This window comes from Myxococcus sp. MH1 (assembly GCF_059738865.1).
The window spans coordinates 2228889-2246943 of record NZ_AP026947.1 but is presented as its reverse complement, the minus strand read 5'-3'; the positions used below and the strand labels follow the sequence as shown (position 1 = coordinate 2246943).

General features: G+C 69.3%; 17 protein-coding genes. 10 read left to right on the top strand and 7 right to left on the bottom strand.

Translation table 11 applies throughout. From position 1 onward, the window contains the following. Positions 1–356: 356 nt before the first annotated feature. The 5 genes from AC6JA9_RS09360 to AC6JA9_RS09340 all read left to right on the top strand — a co-directional run bounded on the left by AC6JA9_RS09360 (position 357) and on the right by AC6JA9_RS09340 (position 4345). Positions 357–911, top strand: coding sequence for a peroxiredoxin (locus AC6JA9_RS09360; protein WP_141324803.1), 555 nt, complete (start codon positions 357–359; stop codon positions 909–911). Positions 912–917: 6 nt separating this feature from the next. Then, positions 918–1442, top strand: a complete 525-nt coding sequence (locus AC6JA9_RS09355; RefSeq protein WP_223747840.1) for a carboxymuconolactone decarboxylase family protein — start codon at positions 918–920, stop codon at positions 1440–1442. 129 nt (positions 1443–1571) lie between these two features. After that, positions 1572–2048 carry a DNA starvation/stationary phase protection protein Dps gene (dps, locus tag AC6JA9_RS09350; protein WP_046711706.1) on the top strand — a complete coding sequence of 159 codons (477 nt, stop codon included), beginning with the start codon at positions 1572–1574 and terminating at the stop codon, positions 2046–2048. Positions 2049–2228: 180 nt separating this feature from the next. After that, the gene (locus AC6JA9_RS09345) at positions 2229–3035 is read left to right on the top strand and encodes a hypothetical protein (RefSeq protein WP_497959522.1); all 807 of its coding nucleotides are present in this window, start codon (positions 2229–2231) and stop codon (positions 3033–3035) included. A gap of 47 nt (positions 3036–3082) precedes the next feature. Further along, entirely contained in the window at positions 3083–4345 is a 1263-nt protein-coding gene (locus tag AC6JA9_RS09340) for a pyridoxal phosphate-dependent aminotransferase (RefSeq protein ID WP_223747838.1), read from the top strand. A 70-nt stretch (positions 4346–4415) separates the two neighbouring features. On the opposite strand, the gene AC6JA9_RS09335 is transcribed toward AC6JA9_RS09340, so the two are convergent. Further along, entirely contained in the window at positions 4416–4820 is a 405-nt protein-coding gene (locus AC6JA9_RS09335) for a hypothetical protein (RefSeq protein WP_223747837.1), read from the bottom strand. Positions 4821–5115: 295 nt separating this feature from the next. Here AC6JA9_RS09335 and AC6JA9_RS09330 point away from each other — a divergent pair, with 295 nt between their 5' ends. The 3 genes from AC6JA9_RS09330 (at position 5116) to AC6JA9_RS09320 (ending at position 8239) form a co-directional block, all read left to right on the top strand. Next, a complete protein-coding gene (locus tag AC6JA9_RS09330) occupies positions 5116–6432 on the top strand; it encodes an MFS transporter (protein WP_497959521.1) in 1317 nt (438 codons plus the stop codon). A 93-nt stretch (positions 6433–6525) separates the two neighbouring features. Then, on the top strand, positions 6526–7302 hold the full coding sequence (locus AC6JA9_RS09325) for a hypothetical protein (RefSeq protein WP_497959520.1): 777 nt from the start codon (positions 6526–6528) through the stop codon (positions 7300–7302). A gap of 157 nt (positions 7303–7459) precedes the next feature. After that, a complete protein-coding gene (locus AC6JA9_RS09320; RefSeq protein ID WP_473566537.1) occupies positions 7460–8239 on the top strand; it encodes a hypothetical protein in 780 nt (259 codons plus the stop codon). Positions 8240–8242: 3 nt separating this feature from the next. Here AC6JA9_RS09320 and AC6JA9_RS09315 read toward each other — a convergent pair whose 3' ends face one another. The 6 genes from AC6JA9_RS09315 to AC6JA9_RS09290 form a co-directional block, all read right to left on the bottom strand. Beyond that, the gene (locus AC6JA9_RS09315; protein WP_497959519.1) at positions 8243–9994 is read right to left on the bottom strand and encodes a hypothetical protein; all 1752 of its coding nucleotides are present in this window, start codon (positions 9992–9994) and stop codon (positions 8243–8245) included. 514 nt (positions 9995–10508) lie between these two features. Beyond that, positions 10509–10901, bottom strand: coding sequence for a hypothetical protein (locus tag AC6JA9_RS09310; protein WP_473566533.1), 393 nt, complete (start codon positions 10899–10901; stop codon positions 10509–10511). Positions 10902–10918: 17 nt separating this feature from the next. Further along, a complete protein-coding gene (locus AC6JA9_RS09305; protein ID WP_046711697.1) occupies positions 10919–12067 on the bottom strand; it encodes a zinc-dependent alcohol dehydrogenase in 1149 nt (382 codons plus the stop codon). Between the two features lie 113 nt (positions 12068–12180). Continuing rightward, entirely contained in the window at positions 12181–12852 is a 672-nt protein-coding gene (locus AC6JA9_RS09300; protein ID WP_223747830.1) for a DNA-3-methyladenine glycosylase family protein, read from the bottom strand. A 54-nt stretch (positions 12853–12906) separates the two neighbouring features. Further along, positions 12907–13395 (bottom strand): hemerythrin domain-containing protein, encoded by a 489-nt coding sequence (locus AC6JA9_RS09295; RefSeq protein WP_223747829.1) that lies wholly within the window; start codon positions 13393–13395, stop codon positions 12907–12909. A 66-nt stretch (positions 13396–13461) separates the two neighbouring features. Beyond that, positions 13462–14973: an FAD-dependent oxidoreductase gene (locus AC6JA9_RS09290; RefSeq protein ID WP_497959518.1), complete on the bottom strand. Its 1512-nt coding sequence runs from the start codon at positions 14971–14973 to the stop codon at positions 13462–13464. A gap of 443 nt (positions 14974–15416) precedes the next feature. Here AC6JA9_RS09290 and AC6JA9_RS09285 point away from each other — a divergent pair, with 443 nt between their 5' ends. After that, complete coding sequence (locus tag AC6JA9_RS09285) at positions 15417–17531, top strand: PAS domain-containing sensor histidine kinase (protein ID WP_370640353.1); 2115 nt, start codon at positions 15417–15419, stop codon at positions 17529–17531. Beyond that, positions 17528–17938: a response regulator gene (locus AC6JA9_RS09280; RefSeq protein ID WP_046711692.1), complete on the top strand. Its 411-nt coding sequence runs from the start codon at positions 17528–17530 to the stop codon at positions 17936–17938. Before AC6JA9_RS09285 ends, AC6JA9_RS09280 begins: the two co-directional genes overlap by 4 nt. Positions 17939–18055 lie beyond the last annotated feature (117 nt).

Below are 18055 nucleotides of genomic sequence, written 5' to 3'. Positions count from 1 at the left end.
CCGGGCACCCACATGTCGGGGCCCGGGCCTTTTCAGTTGGCGGCCCATCAATCGGGCGTCTGCCCGCCTGTACCGCGTGCAACCTCGCGAGAGTTCTCGTATTTTCCGCCGGCTCTCCAGCCGTGATGGAGGGCACTCCACCGGCCCGGCTGTTCATCCACCGAAATTGCAGTGGCGAGTGCCACCGACATTTCGTTATTCACCGCCCCGGCGGCAGTGACTCGCAGGGGATGGAAGCCAAGTCCCCGGAATCATTGCAGTGGATGGGCTGGCACGAAGACTGCTATAGCAGTGCGCAAGAAGACACCTTCCCAGGGGCCATCCCCGGCCCCCCAAACCCAAGGAGCAGTAACGACATGCTGACCGTTGGCGACAAGATCCCGAGCTTCAAGGTCAAGGCCACCGTGAGCCTGGAGAAGGGCAAGGAGTTCCAGGAGATCACGAACGAGACGTACAAGGGCAAGTGGCTGGTGCTGTTTGCCTGGCCGAAGGACTTCACGTTCATCTGCCCCACGGAGATCGCGGAGTTCGGCAAGAAGAACAAGGACTTCCAGGACCGTGACGCGCAGGTGCTGGGCCTGAGCACCGACAGCGAGTTCGTGCACCACGCGTGGCGCACGCACCACCCGGACCTGAAGAACCTGCCCTTCCCGATGCTGGCGGACCTGAAGCACGAGCTGTGCAACGCGCTGGGCATCCTCCACAAGGAGGAGGGCGTGGCGCTGCGCGCGACGTTCATCGCGGACCCCGAGGGCATCATCCGCCACGTGACGGTGAACGACCTGTCCGTGGGCCGCAACGTCTCCGAGACCGTGCGCACGCTGGACGCGCTCCAGACGGACGAGCTGTGCCCCTGCAACTGGAGCAAGGGCGAGGAGACCCTCACCCAGAAGCTGGCGAAGGCGGGGTAAAGCATCATGGCCTCACTCGAAGTCGTCCGCGCGGAACTCACGGACGCCCACAAGGACACCCGCCTCAACCTCCAGGCCGTCCTGGAAGGCGGCAGCCTCACCCCGGAGCAGCGCTGGGGCGTGGCCGTCGCGTGCGCCTTCGCCGCTCGGAATGAGCGGCTGAAGGAGGCGATGTTGAACGAGGCGCGGAAGGCACTCACGAACGCCGAGCCCGTCATCGAGGATGCGCGCGCCGCCGCCTCGCTGATGGCGATGAACAACGTCTACTACCGCTTCCGGCACATGATCGGGAAGGAGTCCTACTCGACCAAGCGGGCCGGTTTGCGGATGAACAGGCTGGCGCAGGTGCTGACCAACAAGGTGGACTTCGAGCTGGTCTGCCTCGCGGTGAGCGCCATCAACGGCTGCGAGATGTGCATGCAGTCCCACGAGAAGGTCGTCCTCGAGGGCGGCCTGTCGGAGGACCAGGTGCACGACGCGGTCCGCGTCGCGTCGGTCATCCACGCCGCGGCGGTGGGTCTGGAGTCGTAAGGCTCCCAGCCGCGAGTCACTGACGTGATGTGAGGCGCCCTCCGGTGGAGACACCGGGGGGCGCTTCCTTTTCCGGCGCCGCGCATCCAACGGGCGTCCAGAACGAACGAGCACGAAAGGAAAGCCATCATGTACCGCAGCCCCAGCCCCCTTCCCGAGAAGACCCGCGCCTCCGTCGTCGAATCCCTCAACGCCCGACTGGCGGACGGCCTGGACCTGCATTCGCAGATCAAGGTGGCCCACTGGAACATCAAGGGCCCGCAGTTCGCGGCGCTGCACCCGCTGTTCGAGACCTTCGCGGTGAGCCTGGCCAATCACAACGACTCCATCGCGGAGCGCGCGGTGACGCTGGGTGGCAAGGCCTACGGCACCACCCGCCACGTGGGCAAGGCGAGCCGCCTGCCGGAGTACCCGCAGGAGACCACCAAGGATTTGGAGCACGTGAAGCTCCTGGCCGAGCGCATCGAGGTGTACCTGGACGGCCTGCGTGAGAGCCGCAAGCTGTTCGTCGAGGTGGACGACGCGGACTCCGAGGACCTGGCCACCGGCATCATCGTGGAGTTCGAGAAGCACGCCTGGTTCCTGCGCGCGTCGCTGGAGAGCTGAGACATCCCTGTCACGTGCGGCGCGTGTGCCCGGAGTGTGCACCGCGCTTCACGCCCCTCGCGGAGGGTAGCGTCTGACTTTTCCCAGTCCTTCCGCGAGGTTGTCTCCAGGCACAGCGGTTGCTCTCCCAGGGTGCACCCCGCCCGCGAAGGCGCGGATGGGATACCTTGGAGCAGCGCCATGCGAAGCCTCTTCTCTTTGTCCGTCGTCGTCGCCCTGCTGTCCGGCTGTGGTGGTGAGCCTCCGGAGGAGCTGGTCCAATCCGCGAAGGCGAAGGTGGAGCGCGCCGCCGCGGTGGGGCACCTGACGCGCGGGGCGCTCGAGGTGCTGGGGTTGATGCCGGTGTACACGTGCGGCGAGCCGCGCCGCGGCTTCCTCGACATCGCCACGGTGGACCTGTCCCAGCGGCTCGCGTGCGCCACCACCACGGTGGAGTCGCTCGACGCAGTGACGGACGGCGTGGTGGTGACGTTCAGCGGCCCCGACTGTCAGGTCCACGGCCTGGGCCTCTCCGGGCGCGTGTTCTTCAAATACCGCGGCGGCGAGGACCGGATGGAGGTGGAGGCGGACCTGCGCCAGCTGCGCGTGGAGGGCGTGGTGCTGCCCGCCGAGGTGGGCTACGGCACCTGTGGCGATTTGACGAGCGTCTGGGTGAAGGCCGAGGGCGACATCCCCGGGCGCGAGGGCCACACCATGAAGATGGACGCGAAGGTGACGAAGCGTCCGGGCATGCCGATTCTGGGCGGCTCGTCGCTGCTGCTCGACGGCACGGGCGAGCTGAGCGGCCCCGACGGCGTGGACAAGCTCACCCTCACCACCCTGCAATACGAGGTGGGTGAGTATCTGCCCAAGGAAGGCATGGCTGTCCTGGAGACGGCGGATGGCCACCACGTGGAGGCGAGCTTCAAGCCGGTGCTGTGGCGGGTGGGCAAGGTGGAGCTGACGGTGGATGACCACTCGCCGGTGACGGTGCCCATCGTCCGGTAGCGCCGGGCCACGCGCGCGGCGCCGGTTTTCCGCTAGGGTGTGGCGCCGTGAGCGACGACGTCACGATTCCCGCCTTCCGCTCCGTGCCGCGCACGGGCGTCATCTACGTCACCGCCGAGGCCACGCGCCGAGGCTACCGTTCCAGCGACCCGGACTGGTGCAACCTGGGCCAGGGGCAGCCGGAGACGGGGGATTTGCCCGGGGCCCCCGCGCGGCTGGGCTCGGTGAACATCGACGTGGCGGACATGGAGTACGCGCCCGTCGCGGGGCTGTGGGACGTGAGGGAGGCCATCGCCGGCCTCTACAACCGCCTCTACCGCAAGGGCATGCCCGGCCAGTACAGCGCGGAGAACGTCTGTCTTTCGGGCGGCGGGCGCGCGGCGCTGACGCGGGCGGCGGCGAGCCTGGGTTCCATCAACCTGGGCCACTTCCTGCCGGACTACACGGCGTACGAAGAGCTGCTGGACGTCTTCAAGGCCTTCACCGCCATCCCCATCCTGCTGGAGGGCGAGCGCGGCTACGCCTTCACGCACGAGGACCTGCGGCGCGAGGTGCAGGGGCGCGGCCTGTCCGCCCTGCTCTTCTCCAACCCGTGCAACCCCACCGGCAAGCTGGTGCAGGGGGACGAGCTGGCCCGGTGGGTGGGCGTGGCGCGCGAGCTGGAGTGCACGCTGCTCATCGACGAGTTCTACTCGCACTACGTCTGGACGGGCCGCCCCGGGCACCTGCCGGTGGAGAGCGCCGCGCGCTACGTGGAGGACGTGAACCGGGACCCCATCGTCCTGTTCGACGGCTTCACCAAGAACTGGCGCTACCCGGGCTGGCGCATGACGTGGACGGTGGGGCCCAAGCAGGTGATTGAAGCCGTCTCCAGCGCGGGCAGCTTCCTGGACGGCGGTGGCAGCCGGCCCCTGCAGCGCGCCGCGATTCCGCTCCTCCAGGAGGAGCCGGTCGTCGCGGAGACGATGGCCATCCACAACACGTTCCGGGAGAAGCGAGACAGGTTCCACTCGCGCCTGGAGCGGCTGGGCATCCGCACGGACCGCGCGCCGGACGGGACGTTCTATGTCTGGGGCAACGTGTCCGGCCTGCCCGCGCCGCTCAACGACGGCATGGGCTTCTTCCGTGCCGCGCTGGAGGAGAAGATCATCACCGTGCCCGGTGAGTTCTTCGACGTGAACCCCGGCAAGCGCCGCGCGCGCCCCTCGCGCTTCCGCAGCTACGTGCGCCTGTCCTTCGGCCCGTCGATGGAGGTCCTGGAGAAGGCCCTCACGCGGCTGGAGGCGATGGTGCTCAAGCACAGCCGCTGAAGACAGACGGCCACCTTCCGGAGCGCGCTTTCCGCGGCGACTCCGGAAGGCAATCCCAGACAACGACGGACTAGAGGCCCTGCTCCAGCAGGTTCACGATGCGCTGACGGCGCTCGTTCGTGTAGTTCTCGATGTTGCTGAAGTTGTGCCGATACGACAGCGTCTTGTTCTCGAAGCGGTAGAAGATGCGGTCTTCCGGCTCGGTGCCGCTGATGAAGTACTTCTTGAAGCCGTCCCGGATGGCCTGCTTGGAGAAGTCATCCACGCCGATGTCCTGGAGCGCCAGCACCAGCGGCTCGAAGTAGATGGCGTCGATGCCCTGCTCGAAGAGGTGCGCCAGGCCGTCGGCGCCGAGCGTGTCCCACTCGACCTCGATTTCGACGGGCGCGCCAACGAGCTCGTTGAGCTTCTGCTGCCACTTCGGGAAGACGTTCTGCTTGTACTGCGCGATGGCTCTTCTCTCGGGCAAACCCATGACTGCCCCCTCTGAGGTGGAATCCCAGTGTGCTGATGGGAGGCGCGTCACGATTCTATGGAGGCCCTAACCTGTCAAACACCCCGGGTCCCGAGAAAACGAGACACGTGGTTGTTGGCACTCAGCGCGAGGCGGGCGGCTCGGCGCCGGGTTCCGGGACGACCCGGCGAGCCGGGGCGGGTGCCGGGTTTCCAGGAGACCGTCCAGCGATTGAGGCGGGGCCCCCGCGCGCACGCCAGGCGCCCAAGCGAGCCCGCGCGGCGCGTTTCAGGAGGCCCTATGCTCGGCGGTGTCCATGAGACTCCCCGCCTCCCGGCTCGCACTGCTCGGCGTCCTCTACTTCGTGCAGGGACTGCCCTTCGGCTTCCAGGCCACCGCGCTGCCCGTCTATCTGCGCGGGCAGGGGGTGTCGCTCACCGCGCTGGGCTTCGCGGGGGTGCTCGCGCTGCCCTGGGGACTCAAGGTGCTCTGGGCGCCGCTGGTGGACCGCTACTCCTCGGCGCGCATCGGACGACGCAAGTCGTGGATCCTCCCCATGCAGGCGGGCCTGACGCTCACGTGCGTGGCGGCGGGGATGCTGGTGTCGGAAGGCGGCTCGCTGAAGGTGCTGCTCGGGCTCATCCTGGTGATGAACCTCTTCGCCGCGACCCAGGACATCGCCGTGGACGGGCTCGCGGTGGACCTGCTGCGCCCCGAGGAGCTGGGCCTGGGCAACACCGTACAGGTCGTGGGCTACAAGCTGGGGATGCTCACCGGCGGCGGGCTGCTCGTCTGGGCCAGCAAGTGCCTGGGCTGGCCGGGCCTGTTCCACGGCATGGCCCTGCTGTGCGCCATCGCGCTCGGGGTGACGCTCCTGTCTCGCGAGGCGCCTCCGCGTGAGCGCGACGCCGAGCCCACCGCGCCGAAGACCGAGAGCTGGCGACAGTGGTTCGCGGTGTTCCTCACGACGGTGCGTCAGCCGGGCATCGGCTGGGTGCTGCTCTTCATCGGCACGTACAAGTTCGGCGAGACGATGGCGGACGTGCTCTACAAGCCCTTCCTCGTCGACGCGGGCATCCCCGCCTGGCAGATAGGCCAGTGGGTGGGGACGTGGGGCAACGCCGCGTCCATCCTCGGCTCCGTGACAGGTGGCGTGCTCGCCACGCGCATGCCCATCCTCGGAGCCCTGTCGCTCACCGCGTCGCTGCGCGTGCTCCCGCTCATGGGGCGCTGGTGGCTGGCCACCCACGGCGTCAGCGACGCGGGCGTCATCGGCGTGACGCTCGCGGAGGAGCTCGTCGGCGGCGCGCTCACCACCGTGATGTTCGCGTTCATGATGTCGCGCGTGGACCGGCGCATCGGCGCGTCGCACTACACGCTGATGGCCAGCATCGAGGTCTGGGGCAAGGCCCCCGCCGCGCCTCTCGCGGGCTGGTTGGCGGACCCCCTGCACGGGCTCGCGTTGGGCTATGGCCCCGTGTTCCTGCTCGGCGCCGGACTGTCCGTCGCGTTCCTCGCGCTGCTGATTCCCATCCGTCATCTCCAGGCGCGTTTCGTCACGGATGTGTCACACGAAAACAGCGCCCCACAGCCTCGAGACGAGAGCCCTCCCGTGGAAACAGGCACACGCTGAGCACATCGCGAGACGTGTCAGTCGCGGGTGCTAAGTGCGTACGCGCTGTCCCCCATTCATCGTGGGCGCGCTCGCTCACGAGAGGTGCAACGTATGCTCTCTTCTTCGATGAAGTCCCTGTTGGGTGGTGTCGTCCTGGCCGCCACCCCTGCCCTCGCTGACAGCACCACGACGATTCCCGCGTTCGCGGCCGACATCGCCGCCGCCCGCCTCGCCACGAGCCCGGGTGGCACCACCGTCATCCGCTCCGAGATGCGCGGTGCCGTCGACCGTTTCCTCCACGACGACAGCAAGGTCGACGCCGTCGAGCGTGCGTACCTGGCCGACCGCATCGCCGACCTGACGTTCAAGCAGGGCGTGACGGCCACCGCGATGAAGTACCTCATCGACACCCACGAGCTGAATGACGGCCTGACCTGGTACTCGCCGCTGTGGCTCGACGTCCTCCCGCAGACGCCGGCCGACTACTTCGGCGCCACCGGGCCCCTCACCACCTCCACGGACATCAAGGAGGGCAACATCCCCGCCGGGATGGGCGTCGCCAACCAGCGGACGCTCACCTACAAGGCCAACGCGGCCTGGGGGCTCCAGGGCGTGTCATACTTCAAGCCCATCACCGTCCAGGAGCTGCTCGCGATGCTGAAGGCGCACGTCATCAACGGCACGCCCAACTCCGATGAGGTGGACGGCGCGCTGGCGTTCATCACGCAGGTCTCCCGCAACAGCAACCGGCTCTACACCACGGGCTGGTCCTGCCAGACGTACTGCGGCGGTGGCGGCCCCGGCGACGCGGGCGGCTTCTTCATCGCGGCGGTGAGCACGGAGCGCAACTTCGTGCGCATGGTGCGCGTGACGACCTGGTCCGACTAGTCCTCCAGCGGCGCGCCCGCGCCACGGAGAGCCACGCGGGAGGGAAGCCGCCTCCCGCGTGGGCCCATCGAAGTCACACTCTCAGTGCGCATGCTAAATACGCTCGCGTTGTCCCCCCTTGCATCGTGGACGTAAGCGTCCGCGAGAGGAGCAACGCATGTTCTCTTCGTCACTGAGGTCGCTGCTGGGTGGTATCGCGCTGCTGGCAGCCGCTCCCGCATTCGCGGACAGCACCACGACGATTCCCCTCTTCGAGGCGGACATCGCCGCCGCCCGCCTCGCCACGAGCCCGGGAGGTGCCACCGTCATCCGCACGGAGATGCGCGGCGCCGTCAGCCGGTTCTTCCAGGATGACAGCAAGGTCGACGCGGCCGAGCGCATCTACCTGGCCGACCGCATCGCCGACCAGCCCTTCAACGTGGGCGTGACGGCCACCGCGATGAAGTACCTCATCGACGTCCACGAGCTGAACGACGGCGCGACCACACATGCGCCGCTGTGGCTCGACGTCCTCCCGCAGACCCCGGCGGATTACTTCGGCGCCACCGGTCCGCTGACGGTCTCCACGGAGATCATGGAGGGCTACATCCCCAGTGGCCAGGGCGTCGCCAACCAGGCCACGCTCAACTACAAGGCCGGCGCGGCCTTCCGCTATGGGTATCCGCGTAACTTCCAACCCATCACCGTCCAGGAGCTGCTCGCCGAGCTGACGTCTCAGACGGACAACGGCCTGCCCAACTCCGACGAGGTGGATGGCGCGCTGGCGTTCATCACGCAGATCTCCCGCAACAGCAACCGGCTCTACTACGCGAGCTGGTACTGCCGGACGTACTGCGGCGGTGGCGGCCCTGGTGACACGGCGGGCTACTACATCGCCGCGGTGAGCACGGACCGCCGCTTCGTGCGCATGGTGCGCGTGACGACCTGGTCCGAGTAGTCCTCAGCCGGCGCGCATGCGCCACTCGAGGCCCGCGGGAGGGAAGGTGCCTCCCGCGTGGGTCCACTCGAGTCGGACTTCTCGCCGGCCCTCGGGCGGCAGCTCGAAGCACGCGAGCACCCGCCCGTCACCGCGCTGGTTGACGCGAACGTCCACTCGCTCCCCGTCGACCTTCATCGCCAGTTGGAGGACACCCGCCTGCGGGAAGAAGTGTTCCATGGGATGACGACGCGGTGAGGTGAGCAGCAGCTCCACCTCGCGCGGCTCCGCGTCGGTGTTCTCCAGGATGTACGTCAGCACGTACGAGACACCTCGGGCGCCCTCGTGGGTCCGGGGCGCTCTCGGCTCGGGCTCGCGCGTGGTCGGCGTCAGGGGCGCGGCATCGGGCCAGACACCACCGTGTCTGCCGGGCATCGACATGACGAGGTCTCCCGCGCGCTTGCCCGCGGACAGCCGCACCGTGCGGCCACCCACGAAGACACTGCCGGCCTCGAGAACACCCTGCTGGGGAGGAAACGCTGGGGCGGCGGTCTCGGGCACGTCCGCTCCCGCGCTGGCCACGGGGTGGTCTCCACGGGAGATGGCGGTGAGCTCCTCCGAGGTGAGCGGCAGCGGGCTGGACACGGTGGCCAGGCGGAACCTCGCGCCCACGTCGAGCTGTCCCTTCGCGTCCACGGCCGTGAAGTCCAGGAGCGAATGGAGCGTGCCTCCCTTCTCGTGGCGCGCGGAGAGGACGACCACGGTGTCACCAGGCTGAACGGTGAGCGTGGCCTCGATGCGTCCGCGGGTGCCCAGACGCACGTCGTCGAGCTGAGCCAGGTCGAGCTCCTCACGGAGGAGCGGCTCGGCTTCGCGCTCGTCCTGGGGACGCGGGTCGACGCGCGCATCGATGAAGCCGGCGGCGATTACAGCGTGAGGCCCTCGGAAGAAGAGCCCCTCCGGGTCGGGGACCTTTCCGGACGTCCACTCGATGAGTCCCGTGAGGTCCTCGGCGAGCGCGTCCTGTTCGTCGGGGTTGAAGGGCTCACCGCGTGCGTTCGCGGGGAACTGGGGCGTGAGGTACTTGGAGAAGACGACGCCTGCGAGCCGAAGATGGATGGGACGGCCCGAGGTGTTGCGCAGCACGATGGAGCAGCGCTGCGTCTCCGTCGGGGGAGCGGTCTGCGTCACCAGTCCCTGGTCATCTCGCGCGAAGGTCTCGCCCACGCGATTGACGGTGCGGAGGAACAGTCGGGCCTGACCAGCGAATGTGAAGCCGCCCTCGCTCTTGCCGGGCACGATGCGCCCCATCGTGGTGCCGAGGACTCCGGAGGTCCGAATCGTCTCGGGGCTCGCGTGGATGAGCAGCGGCGCACCCGTGAACGCTCCCTCGAGTGGTTCGAGCGCCGCGATGGGGAGCGCGTTCGCATCGAACGCTCCGACAGGCAGCGGGGGCCGCTCATGCGGATGCGCGGAGACGCGAGGCGAGGGGGTCTCCTCCTCGCGTGTGGCGTCGACCTCGAGGGCCTTCGCCAGCTCACGCACGTCATGCGTGGCCTCTGTCTTCTCGCCCGAGGCAGGCATCACGGTGACTGCGCCGCTCTCTTCCGAAGACTCCGCTGCGAGCCGTGGGCCCGCCGTCGTCGCGTCGACGTCCCCTTCCGCGGACACCACGACGAGTCGCGGGGCAGCCTTCACAGCAGCGTCCGTCGCCCCAGTCTTCTCAGTGACGTTCTCGTCTGGAGGCGCCGCGACGGGCCGAGGTGCGCCCTTCACGACCGGGTCCTCCGACCTCCGTCCGGACTCCGCCGTCTTCGTGGCCGCCTTCCCTTGGAAAGGGACCGCGACGGGCCTCTCAGCGACCTTCGCTCCAGCAATCGCTGTCTTCGCGACGCCCCTCCCTTCCGCGGGCGTCACGGCGGCCTTCGCGCCCGCCGTCTTCGCGATCGCCTTTCCCTCGGAAGCAGGAGCCCCAGGCTTCGCGGCGGCCTTCTGCCCCGAAGCACTCGGCGCCGTCTTCGCGGCCTTCGCCGTCTTCGCGACGGGCTTCGCCTGTCCTCGCTGAGGCGTCACGGCCGGCGTCGCGGCCGCACCCGGCTCGGGCTTCCGCGCCGTCTTCTTCGCGGCCTCCGCAGGGGGCCTGGCCCCCGAGGGTTTCGAGGTGGGACGTCGAGGTGGCGGCTTCGAGGGAGGCATTCCCGGGAATCCTCACAGAGAACAGGCCTGCATGTCGCCTCCCCAGGGCGCCGGGTCCCACCCACCCCGGCGCCACACCGGGCCCCACCTCACCTCACGCGCGGGCCCACTTGCGCCACACGGTGTTCGTGAGCGCCAGCACTCCCGCGGTGGGCAGCGCCCACGGCAGCACCTTCGCCAGGCGGTGCTCCCAGACATCCACCCGGTCCGCCAGCAACAACACCATCCAGTGGCGGGCCTTGTGGTCCGGGAACCCATAGGCCACGCGGCGCAACACCCCACTCAGCCCCTTCGGCGGCTGCGCCGTTCCATACACCGGCGGCAGCTGCGCCCGTCCCGGGTGCTTGAACACTCGCACCGGCGAGTGCTGGAACCGGATGGGCATCCGAGCCCCCGGCAAGGGATGCGGCAGTGTCTCCATCGGGACGCCGGGGCGGCTGGAGAAATCCAGGTCCGCGGCGGCGCCAGGTACAGGTCTATCCGGCATGGCTTCACTCCCTCTCGTCACGCATGGCCCGGCGTGAGGACGCACTTGACGCAGCCGTCACGCTTCTGGGCGAACAGGTGGTAGGCCTCCGGCGCATCCTCCAACCCGAACCGGTGGGTGATGATGGCCTTCGCATCGATGCGCCCCTCCCGGATGTGCTTCAGGAGGTGCGGCATGTAGCGGCGCACGTTGCACTGGTTCATCCGCAGCGTGAGCCCCTTGTTCATCGCGGTGCCAATCGGCATCACGTTCCACGGCGGTCCATACACGCCGACGATGGAGACATTGCCGCCCTTGCGCACGGCATCGATGCACCACGAGAGCACCGTGGGAGCACCCGCCTCCAGCTTCATCCCCAGGCCCATCACCCGGTGCGTCGTGGAGCCCTCGGCCTCCATGCCCACCGCGTCGATGCACACGTCCGGGCCCCGGCCCTCGAACATCTCCTTGAGGTAGGCGACGACGTCCCCCACCTCCTGGAAGTTCACCGTCTCCACCTTCGCGAACCGCTCCGCGAAGTCGAGCCGGTACTGCACGCAGTCCACCGCCACCACGCGGCCCGCGCCCATCAGCCACGCCGAGCGCATGGCGAACAACCCCACCGGGCCCGCGCCGAAGACGACCACCGTCTCGCCGCCCTTGATTTCGCCCATCTCCGCGCCCATGTAGCCCGTCGGCAGGATGTCACCGAGGAACAACACCTCCTCGTCCTCCATGTCGTCCGGAATCTTCAGGGGCCCCACGTCCGCGTACGGCACGCGCACGTACTCGGCCTGGCCACCGTCGTAGCCGCCCGTCGTGTGCGAATAGCCATACACGCCGCACGCCACGTCGCTGGAGGGGTTGCTGTTCTCACACAGCGCCGTGAGCCCCCGCTCACAATAGAAACAGCCGCCGCACGAGATGTTGAAGGGCACCACCACGCGGTCGCCCTTGCGCAGCTGGGAGACCTCCGTGCCCGTCTCCTCCACCACGCCGGTGAACTCGTGCCCGAAGGTGTGGCCCACCCGGGTGTCCGGGACCAGCCCGTGCAGCAGGTGCAGGTCCGAGCCACAGATGGCGCTCTTGGTCACCCGCAGGATGACGTCTTGGGGGTGCTCCAGCCGGGGGTCCGGCTTGTTCTCCACTCGGACCCTGAAGGGTCCCTGGTAGGTCAATGCTCGCATGAGGGCGTCTCTCCCGTTTCATCTACGGGTGAGGACGCCAGCGCCGTGCGGCAAGGCGCGTCATCAGCGAGCCCCCCGCTCGCTCACTCGCCATGAAGCGCGAGGGGCGCCGCTCAGCCCTCGGACGGCTCCCAGCTCAGCTCCGTGGCGCGCCACATGTACCAGCTCGCCACCGAGCGCCAGGGCCGCCAGCGCTCGCCGTATTCCAGGAGCGCCTTCGGCCTGGGCATCTCCTCCAGGCCGTACGCGAGCATGAAGCCCTTGCGCACGCCGAAGTCGTCCACCGGCAGCACGTCCGGGCGGCCGAGCCGGAACATCAGCAGCATCTCCACCGTCCACTGGCCGATGCCCCGCACCTGGGTGAAGTGCTCGATGAGGGCCTCGTCGCTCATCCGGCGCACCCGCGCGAGCGGCGGCACCGTGCCATCCAGCGTCTTGCGCGCCAGGTCCTGGAGCGCGGCCATCTTGTTGGCGGACAGCCCCGCCTCGCGCAGCGCCTTCTCCGGCGTCGCGAGCAGGGCCTCCGGAGTGAAGTCACGGCCCGTGCCCACCTGAGCGCTGACGCGCTCGAAGATGGTCGCCGCGGCCTTGCCGTGCAGCTGTTGGAAGACGATGGAGCGCGCCAGCGCCGCGAACGGGCTGTGCAGCGGGCTCAACTCCATGCGGAAGGCGCCCACGCGCTTCATCAGGGCGCCCAGCGTCGGGTCGGCGCGCGCGAGGGCACGGCGGGCGCTCGGGGTGAAGGCTTCGGGCAGGCGCGGAGCGGAGGAGGCGGGGCGGGGCATGGACAAACCCCATGCTGCCGCTCCGGCCGCTCCGCGCAACCCGAATCTTGCGACCTACAGCGGCGCCGCGTGGTCCGTCTCGGCGGGGACGTTGTTGCGGGGCTCGTCCTCCATCAACTCCTCGAACTGCTGCTCCATCAGGATGCCCAGGTCCTCGAGCTGCTCCTTGGACAAGAGCTTGCGGACCTTCTTGAAGAGCTCGCCCTCCTCCTCCTCGACGTGGTGTTCGATCTGCTCCTGGAGCACCTTCATCTTCGGGTCGAACTCCTCGTCGTCCGGAGACATCTCCAGCAGGTCCGCGATGATGCGCTTGGCGGACAGGTGCTCCTCCACCGCCTCACGCAGCTCGTCCTCGGTCCGCTCCGACCTGGTGGCCGGATAGAAGTACAGCTCCTCGATGGTGGCGTGCGCGGCGAGCCGGTCGGCGATCATCTTGAACAGCTCGCCCCTGCGCACGTCCGCGTGGTCCGGGAGCTTGCCGTACTGGGCAAAAAGCTTCTTCACCTCGTCATGCTGCTGCTTCAGCAACTCAATCGCGTTCATGTCATGTCTCCATGTCGGCGGGGTTCAAGGCTCGTCTGACTTCGGGAGACGCGCGGGTGGCGGGCGTCAGGTGGGCAGCTTGCGGGAGGGCAGGTCCTTCACCGCGGGTCCGTTGAGCACCTTGCCCGTGGGGCTGAAGCGCGCGCCGTGACAGGGGCAGTCCCACGAGCGCTCCGCGCCGTTCCAATGCACATGGCAGCCCAGGTGCGTGCACACCGGAGAGACGGCGTGCGAGGTGCCGTCCTCCTCGCGGTAGACGGCCACCTTCTGCCCGTCCACCTCCAGGACCTTGGCCTCACCAGGAGCCACCTCGGACAGGTGCTTGCCATCGGGCTTCGCCAGCCGGTCCGCGACGAAGCGGAAGGCCACCTCCGCGTTCTCCTGGATGAAGTCCTTCACGCCCGCCATGGGCTTGACGCGCGTGGCGTCGTACAGCGCGGCGAAGGGGTTCTCCCGCCCGAGGATGAGGTCGGTGAGGAGCATCCCCGCCAGCGTGCCGAACGTCATCCCCGTGCCGGAGAAGCCGGTGGCCACGTAGACGTGCTTGCGGGCGCTGTCGCGGCCGATGTAGGCCAGCCCGTCGGCCGGCTCGATGACCTGACCGGACCAGCGGTGGGTGATGGACTCCACCGGGAAGCGCTCGCGCGCGAAGTCCTCCAGCGCCGCGTAGCAGCGCGCCGTGTCCTCCTCGGCGCCCACCTTGTGGTCCTCGCCGCCGACGATGACGTAGGTGCGCCCGTCCACCGGCTGCGTGCGGATGTAGTGATAGGGCTCCTTGCAGTCGTAGTACTGCGCGGGCTCCAACGCTCCGTCCAGCGGACCGGCCACCGCGTAGGTGCGGTACGGGAAGAGCTTGGTGTGCATGAAGACGCGGTTGAGCGGCGTCGTGGTCGCCTCCACCACGTCGGTGGCCGTGACGACGCCCCGGTCCGTGACGACGCGGCAGGGCTTGCCGTCCCGCACCTCCAGCACCCGCGTGTTCTCGAACAGGTGACAGCCCTCGCCGGGGATGCGGTCCGCCAGCCCGAGCAGGTACTTGCGCGGATGGAACAGGGCCTGGTCCTCCACGCGCAGCGCGCCCTTCACCGCGAAGGGCAGCGGCACGCGCTGCGTGAGCGTGGCGAGCAGCCCCGCGTCGCGCGCGGCGGACACCTCTTCCTCCAGCGATTGCAGCTCGCGCGCCGTCTCCGCGTACTGGAACATGGGCACGCGCTGGAAATCGCAGTCCAGGCGCAGCTCCTCCACCAGCGACGCAATCTGCTCCATCGCGGCGCGGCTGGAGGACGCCGCCAGCCGGGCGCCCTTCTCCCCGAAGTCGCGGCGCAGCGTGGCGTAGGGCGTGTCGAGCAGCTCCGTGAGGTGCGCCGTCGTCTGCCCCGTCTGCCCGGACAGGATGCGGTTCATCTCCAGCACCGCCACCCGCTTGCCGGCGCACTTGAGCAGCCACGCCGTGGTGAGGCCCGCCATCCCCCCGCCGATGACGGCCACGTCCACCGTCAGGTCCCCGGGCAGCGTGGGGAAGTCTCGCGTGGGCGTGGTCAGCGTCCAGAGCGAGCGATGCGTCCGCGTCTCATCCATGTCCCAAGACTAGGGATGCGCCTCAGGTGCGATAACCCGACGCGGCCGGCGCCCATGCCTGGCCGCCTGCTCGGCGTCGGGGCCACCCGGGATGTGAACGGGCAAACAGAGCAAGCCGCCGGGTGTTGGCAAGTCACGCGGGATTCCAAGCGGTTCTGGGGTGGTGGAGCGGCCCGCGATACATAGAGGGCAGGGACGGCCCCCCGACCCCTGCCTCGTACCCAGGGAGCCACGAAGGATGCCGGTGGAAAGATTGGCTGGGAGCACCAGCCTCGTCGATGTGATGGACCGGGTCCTGGACCGCGGCCTGCGCTGGGACGGCACCGTCCCACCGGACGCCCCCGAGCCCTGCGCGCCCGTCGTGGTGACCTCCCTGGAGCTTCGCGTCGAAGACACCCCTCCTGCTGACGACACACCTCGACTTCCTCCTGGAGCCTGACGCATTGGTCTCGTACGCCCCGCTCGCCCCAGCCCCCGCCTCCTCCGTCGACGCGCGCCTCGCCCTGGCCGAGCAGCTGCTCGCCTGCGAGTCCGCGAGAGGGTGTGCCCGGGCCGTGGTGGAGTGGCTGCCCGCGCATGCCCAGGCGCTCGCCGCGGCCTGCGTGGCCCGCGAGGAGCCCGGAGCCCGGATGACCTGCCTGGCCGCGCAGGGGCTCTGCGAGGCCCAGCAGGCGGCGCTCGCCGCGTGGTCCGACGCCGACTCCACGCACCCGCTGGCGGACGTGCTCACCCAGGCCGTGCCGCGCTTCTTCCCGAAGGAGCGCGCGCCCCTGCCCTCCCCTGGCGCGCAGGGCCTGTTCGCCGTGCCGCTGGGACGCGCGGGCGCATCCCCCGTGGGCCTGCTGCTGGTCTGGGCGAGCACCCCCGAGCTGCCCGCCGAGGTCGCCTGGGTCGCCGGGCACGCGGGGCCCTTCCTCGCGCGCCAGGCCACGTCCGGTCCGCTCGCCGCGGGGGGCTCGGAGCTGTTCCGCCGCATCATCGACGCGGTGACGGACCCGGTGCTGCTGACGGACCTGGAGGGACGCGCGCGCCTGGCCAACGCGCGCGCGGAGGCGCTGCTGATGGCGGGCCCCGACGCGAGCCACGGCCGCCGCCGCGCCGTGCACCTCAACCAGCGCGTGTTCTCCGCCGCGGTGGCGAGCAGCGCCAGCGGCGGCCAGCCCGGGGTGAGCTGGCGCGAGGTGCCGCTGGTGGACCCCGTGGAGGGGTTGGACCTGCTCTTCGAGATGGTCAGCACGCGGGTGTACGAGCCGGACGGCCGCGAGGCCATGGTCAGCGTGCTGCGCAACGTGACGGACCTGGGCCGCGCGACGCAGGCGTTGGGTGAGAGCTACCGGCGCCTTCGCGCCACCGAGCGCGAGGCGCGCAGCGAGCGCCACCGGCTGGACCGGGTGCTGGACTCCGTGGCGGACCCCATCATCCTGTCGGACCCGTCCGGCGTCACGGTGATGATGAACGAGCCGGCCGAGCGGCTCTTCTCGCTGCCGCCCGAGGGAGGCCGCGCAGCGCAGCGCCGCGTGCGCTCCAACCACGCGACGTTCGTGTCGTTCCTCGCCAACGTGCTGGACACGGGCGGCAGTCCCCGCTGGCGCGGGCACCTGAGCCTGGTGGACCCGACGAGCGGCGCCACCCTGCCGGTGGAGGCGGTGGCGAGCAAGGTGCTGGGCGAAGGCGGGGAGCTGACGGGCATCGTCACGCTCTTCCAGGACCGGGGCGAGGCGCTGGAGAAGGCGCGGCTGCTCGAGCGGCTCAAGGAGGTCTCCACGCTGCTGGAGGCGCGCGTGCAGGTGGCCACCGCGGAGCTGGCGGAGCAGAACGAGAAGCTGCGCCGTCAGGCCATCCAGTTGGAGCAGGCCAGCGCGGCCAAGTCCCAGTTCCTGGCCAACATGTCCCACGAGTTCAGGACGCCGCTCAACGCCATCCTCGGCTACACGAACATGCTGCTGCAGGGCGTGTCCGGGGAGCTGACCGCGCCGCAGAAGCGCAACCTCACGCGCATCGACTCCAATGGCCGGCACCTGCTGGAGGTCATCAACGAAATCCTGGACATCACCCGCATCGAGGCGGGGCGGATGCCGCTGCACCTGTCGGACTTCGTCATCCCGGAGCTGCTCCAGGAGGTGATGGCGGAGATGGACCCCATCATCGCGCGCAGCAAGCTGACGGTGACGACGCACCTGGGCGCGCGGCTGCCGCCGGTGCACAGCGACCGTCAGAAGGTGAAGCAGGTGGTGCTCAACCTGCTGTCCAATGCCCTGAAGTTCACGCACGAGGGCACGGTGAAGGTGGTGGCGGAGTACCAGCCGTCATCTTCCATGCTCACCATCTGCGTGGAGGACACGGGGATTGGCATCGCCCCGGCGGACCAGGAGAAGATCTTCGAGGACTTCCAACAGGTGGACAGCTCGCCCACCCGCGCCTATGGAGGCACGGGCCTGGGGTTGTCCATCTGCAGACGTCTGGCCGACATGCTGGGGGGGCGCGTCACCCTCCAGAGCACCCAGGGGCAGGGGTCGGCCTTCACGCTGCACTTCCCACGACGCCCGAGGCGGACATGACGAATCCCTCCCCGAATCTCAAGCCGCTCGTGCTCGTCGTGGACGACTACGATGACGCGCGTGAGATGTACGCGGAGTACCTGGAGTTCTCCGGGTTCCGCGTGGCGCAGGCGAGGAACGGGCAGGAGGCGCTGGACCAGGCCTTCGCGCTCACGCCGGACATCATCCTGATGGATTTGTCGTTGCCCATCATCGATGGGTGGGAGGCGACGCGGCGGCTGAAGAACGACGCGCGCACGCGCACCATCCCCGTGGTCGCGCTCACGGGGCATGCGATGACGGGCCAGTCCGATGAAGCGAAGGGCGCGGGGTGCGACTCCTTCGTCACCAAGCCGTGCCTGCCCGACGAGCTCGTGGCGGAGGTGCGGACCATCCTCGCCCGGCGCGGAGGCGCCGCGATTCGCTGAGGCGTGCCGTGTCCCGGTCCCCCCGTCCTCCCAGCAAGGCCTCTTCCCGACGAGGCGCCGCCTCGCCCAAGCCCTCCCGCGTCCGACGCGCGGCGCCCACCGCCGAGGCGAAGCGCC